Annotated in this window: 3 protein-coding genes; all 3 read left to right on the forward strand. The window is 64.7% G+C overall.

Annotated features, from left to right (window positions below):
• Positions 1-62 precede the first annotated feature (62 nt).
• The 3 genes from Q0L57_RS08200 (at position 63) to Q0L57_RS08210 (ending at position 3,442) form a co-directional block, all read left to right on the forward strand.
• Complete coding sequence (locus Q0L57_RS08200; protein ID WP_296740957.1) at positions 63-1,367, forward strand: NADH-quinone oxidoreductase subunit E; 1,305 nt, start codon at positions 63-65, stop codon at positions 1,365-1,367.
• A 10-nt stretch (positions 1,368-1,377) separates the two neighbouring features.
• A complete protein-coding gene (nuoF, locus tag Q0L57_RS08205) occupies positions 1,378-2,682 on the forward strand; it encodes an NADH-quinone oxidoreductase subunit NuoF (protein ID WP_296740959.1) in 1,305 nt (434 codons plus the stop codon).
• 76 nt (positions 2,683-2,758) lie between these two features.
• A complete protein-coding gene (locus Q0L57_RS08210) occupies positions 2,759-3,442 on the forward strand; it encodes an NADH-ubiquinone dehydrogenase (protein WP_296740960.1) in 684 nt (227 codons plus the stop codon).
• Positions 3,443-3,551: the final 109 nt, after the last annotated feature.

Raw genomic sequence — 3,551 nt, forward strand, 5'->3', positions numbered from 1 at the left:
CTGGCCGACGTCACCGCCGTGCTTGGCTCTCTCGACATCGTGTTTGGTGAGGTCGATCGCTAATGTCAGTTCGTCGTCTCGCAGATGCCAGCGTCCAGCCTGCCTCCTTCTCCTTCAACAAGGCGAACGCGGCGGCGGCGCAGCAATGGATCGCCAAATACCCGAAGGGGCGCGAACAGTCGGCCATCATCCCGCTGCTGATGATCGCGCAGGAGCAGGAAGGCTGGGTCACCAAGGCAGCGATCGAGACGATCTGCGACATGCTCGGCATGCCGCGAATCCGCGGCCTCGAGGTCGCGACCTTCTACACGCAATACCAGCTCAACCCGGTCGGCACCCGGGCGCATATCCAGGTCTGCGGCACCACGCCCTGCATGCTGCGCGGCTCGGAAGCGTTGATGGATGTCTGCCGCTCGAAGATCCATCACGACCAGTTCCACACCAACGACAAGGGCACGCTTTCGTGGGAGGAGGTCGAATGCCTCGGCGCCTGCGTCAACGCGCCGATGGTCATGATCTTCAAGGACACGTTCGAGGATCTGACGCCGGAGCGGCTGGCCGAGATCATCGATCTTTATGACGCCGGCAAAGGCGCTTCGGTGACGCCCGGCCCGCAGAACGGCCGCACCGGGTCGGAGCCGGCCTCCGGCCTGACGTCGCTGACGAGCGAGAAGGCGATCCTGAAGTCGACCCGCGACAGGGAGGCCAAGGCGGCTGCGAAAGCGGCCAAGGATGCCGCTGCCGTGGCCTCGGCGGCCGCGCCTGGCGCCGTCGTCTCACAGGCGGCACCTGCGCCTGCCTCCGCCCCTGTTGCGCCATCCAAATCCAGCAAGCCGAAGACTCATGCAGCTGAAACCAGCCCGGCACTCAACACGCCGTCGCCGGTCAAAGTCGCCCCGGCCACCGAAAACGGCGCCAGCGTCAGGGCGCCGCGCCATTCGGCCGCCAACGCCAACCAGACCGCTCCGGAAGTCGAGGCAGTTTCGAAGCCGCGCAGCGGGCCGAGGACCAAGGCGGAACCGGCTGCTGCCTTCAAGTCGCCGGAAACCAAGCAGCCCGCCGCCAAGCCGGCAAAGCCCTCGCTCGAGGACAAGAACCGTCCGGCCGGCATCGAGCGTCCGGCGGCGGTTGATGACCTGAAGCTGATCTCGGGTGTAGGCCCGAAGATCGAGGGCATCCTGCATTCGTTGGGCATTTTTACCTTCGCGCAGGTGGCTTCCTGGAAGAAGGCCGAGCGCGAGTGGGTCGACGGCTATCTGAGTTTCCATGGCCGCATCGAGCGCGACGACTGGATCAAGCAGGCGAAGGCGCTCGCCAAGGGCGGCGTCGCCGAATACATCCGCGTCTTCGGCAAGAAGCCGGTCTGAGGGACGAAAAATGCTTCAGGACAAAGACCGCATCTTCACCAACATCTACGGCCTGTTCGACAAGTCGCTGGCTGGCGCGCAGGCGCGCGGTGCCTGGGACGATACGCCCGGTCTCATCGCCAAGGGGCGCGACTGGATCGTCAACGAGATGAAGGCGTCGGGCCTGCGCGGCCGCGGCGGCGCCGGTTTCCCGACCGGGCTGAAATGGTCGTTCATGCCCAAGCAGAGCGACGGCCGCCCGAGCTATCTGGTCATCAACGCCGACGAATCCGAGCCCGGCACCTGCAAGGACCGCGACATCCTGCGCAACGATCCGCACACGCTAGTCGAGGGCGCTCTGGTCGCCGGCTTCGCCATGGGCGCGATTGCTGCTTACATCTACGTGCGCGGCGAGTTCATCCGCGAGCGCGAGGCGCTTCAACGTGCGATCGACGAAGCCTACGCGGCGAAGCTCATCGGCAAGGGCAATACGTCGGGCTATGATTTCGACGTCTACATGCATCATGGCGCCGGCGCCTATATCTGCGGCGAGGAAACGGCGCTGCTCGAAAGCCTCGAAGGCAAGAAGGGCCAGCCGCGGCTGAAGCCGCCGTTCCCGGCCAATGTCGGCCTTTATGGCTGTCCCACGACGGTGAACAACGTCGAATCGATCGCCGTCGCGCCGACCATCCTGCGCCGTGGCGCCGCCTGGTTCTCATCCTTCGGCCGGCCGAACAATGCCGGCACCAAGCTGTTCTGCATCTCCGGCCACGTCAACAACCCGTGCACGGTCGAAGAGGCGATGTCGATCCCGTTCCGCGAACTGATCGATACGCATTGCGGCGGCATTCGTGGCGGCTGGGACAATCTGCTGGCAGTCATCCCGGGCGGCGCTTCGGTGCCACTGGTGCCGGCAGCGCAGATTATGGACGCGCCGATGGATTTCGACGCGTTGCGCGATTTGAAGTCCGGCCTCGGCACGGCGGCTGTCATCGTCATGGACAAGTCGACCGATATTGTGAAGGCGATCGCCAGGCTTTCCTACTTCTACAAGCATGAGAGCTGCGGCCAGTGCACGCCGTGCCGTGAAGGCACCGGCTGGATGTGGCGGGTGATGGAGCGGCTGGTGCGCGGCGAGGCGCAGAAGCGCGAGATCGACATGCTGCTCGACGTGACCAAGCAGGTCGAGGGGCACACGATTTGCGCGCTGGGCGACGCGGCTGCGTGGCCGATCCAGGGCCTGATGCGGCACTTCCGCGGCGAGGTGGAGCGGCGTATCGACGAATTTTCGCGCAACGCACATCGGGTCGAGCCGGTGATGGTGGCAGCGGAATAGGATTTTGGGAATGCGGGCGAAAGCCCGAGACGGAAAGCAGGGGCGGGGCATACGAAGAAACGACCAGGAGATGTCTATGGCGCCGTATTCGATACCCTATCCGCTGATGCCCAGTTTGGAACAACTCGAGAAGATGAACCAGGACCTGACCAGGATGATGCCGAAGGAGATGGCTGGCGCCGTCAACCTTTTCGCGCATCCCGTGGCCGGGGCGGCAGCGATGTCGGCGCTCGGCGTCGGCCTGGCCAACCATGCCCTCGGCGTCTGGATGGGCGCCGTGTCCGGCACGATCGAAGCCTCGCAACGCATGTTCCAGCCGTTCCTCGATGACCTCGAGGCGCGAACCGAGGCCGCCGCCAATTCGTCCAAGGCGCGAAAGGCCACCGAGACGCTGATCGCAGAGGCGCAGACCTTCGCCAAGGATGTGACCGATATCGCGGCGAACGCCACAGAGAAGGCGCTCGACTCGGCTGGTGCCGACATCGTGCCGGGAGCAGCCCCGGCCGGGCTGATGCCGGAAGATTTCCGGCAGCCGAAATCCATGCAGAAGCCGGCGAAACCTTCGGACCTGAAGGCGATATCGGGCATCGGGCCGAAGCTGGAAAAAGTGTTGAACGGGCTTGGCATCTGGACCTATGGCCAGATCGCCGCCTGGACGTTGGAAGAGATCGCCTGGGTCGAGGATTACCTGTCGCTTGCCGGCCGCGTCGGCCGCGACGACTGGACTGCCCAGGCGGCGGCGCTCGCCGCGGCCAAGTGAAATTGAAATGCCGGGCGCGGCTTCGGTCGCGCCCGTAAAGAGAGATTGCGGGAAATCCGCAGGGGTTTGAGGCGAATGGCAAAGCTAAAGGTCGACGGGAAAGAGATCA

The sequence above is a fragment of the Mesorhizobium sp. genome (genome assembly GCF_024509055.1).
Taxonomy (GTDB): Bacteria; Pseudomonadota; Alphaproteobacteria; order Rhizobiales; family Rhizobiaceae; genus Mesorhizobium.

Excerpts from the sequence above, each read along its gene's own strand:
- Q0L57_RS08200 (WP_296740957.1), top strand. The coding sequence starts at position 63 with ATGTCAGTTCGTCGTCTCGCAGATGCCAGCGTCCAGCCTGCCTCCTTC.
- Q0L57_RS08210 (WP_296740960.1), top strand. The coding sequence starts at position 2,759 with ATGGCGCCGTATTCGATACCCTATCCGCTGATGCCCAGTTTGGAACAA.
- nuoF (WP_296740959.1), top strand. The coding sequence starts at position 1,378 with ATGCTTCAGGACAAAGACCGCATCTTCACCAACATCTACGGCCTGTTC.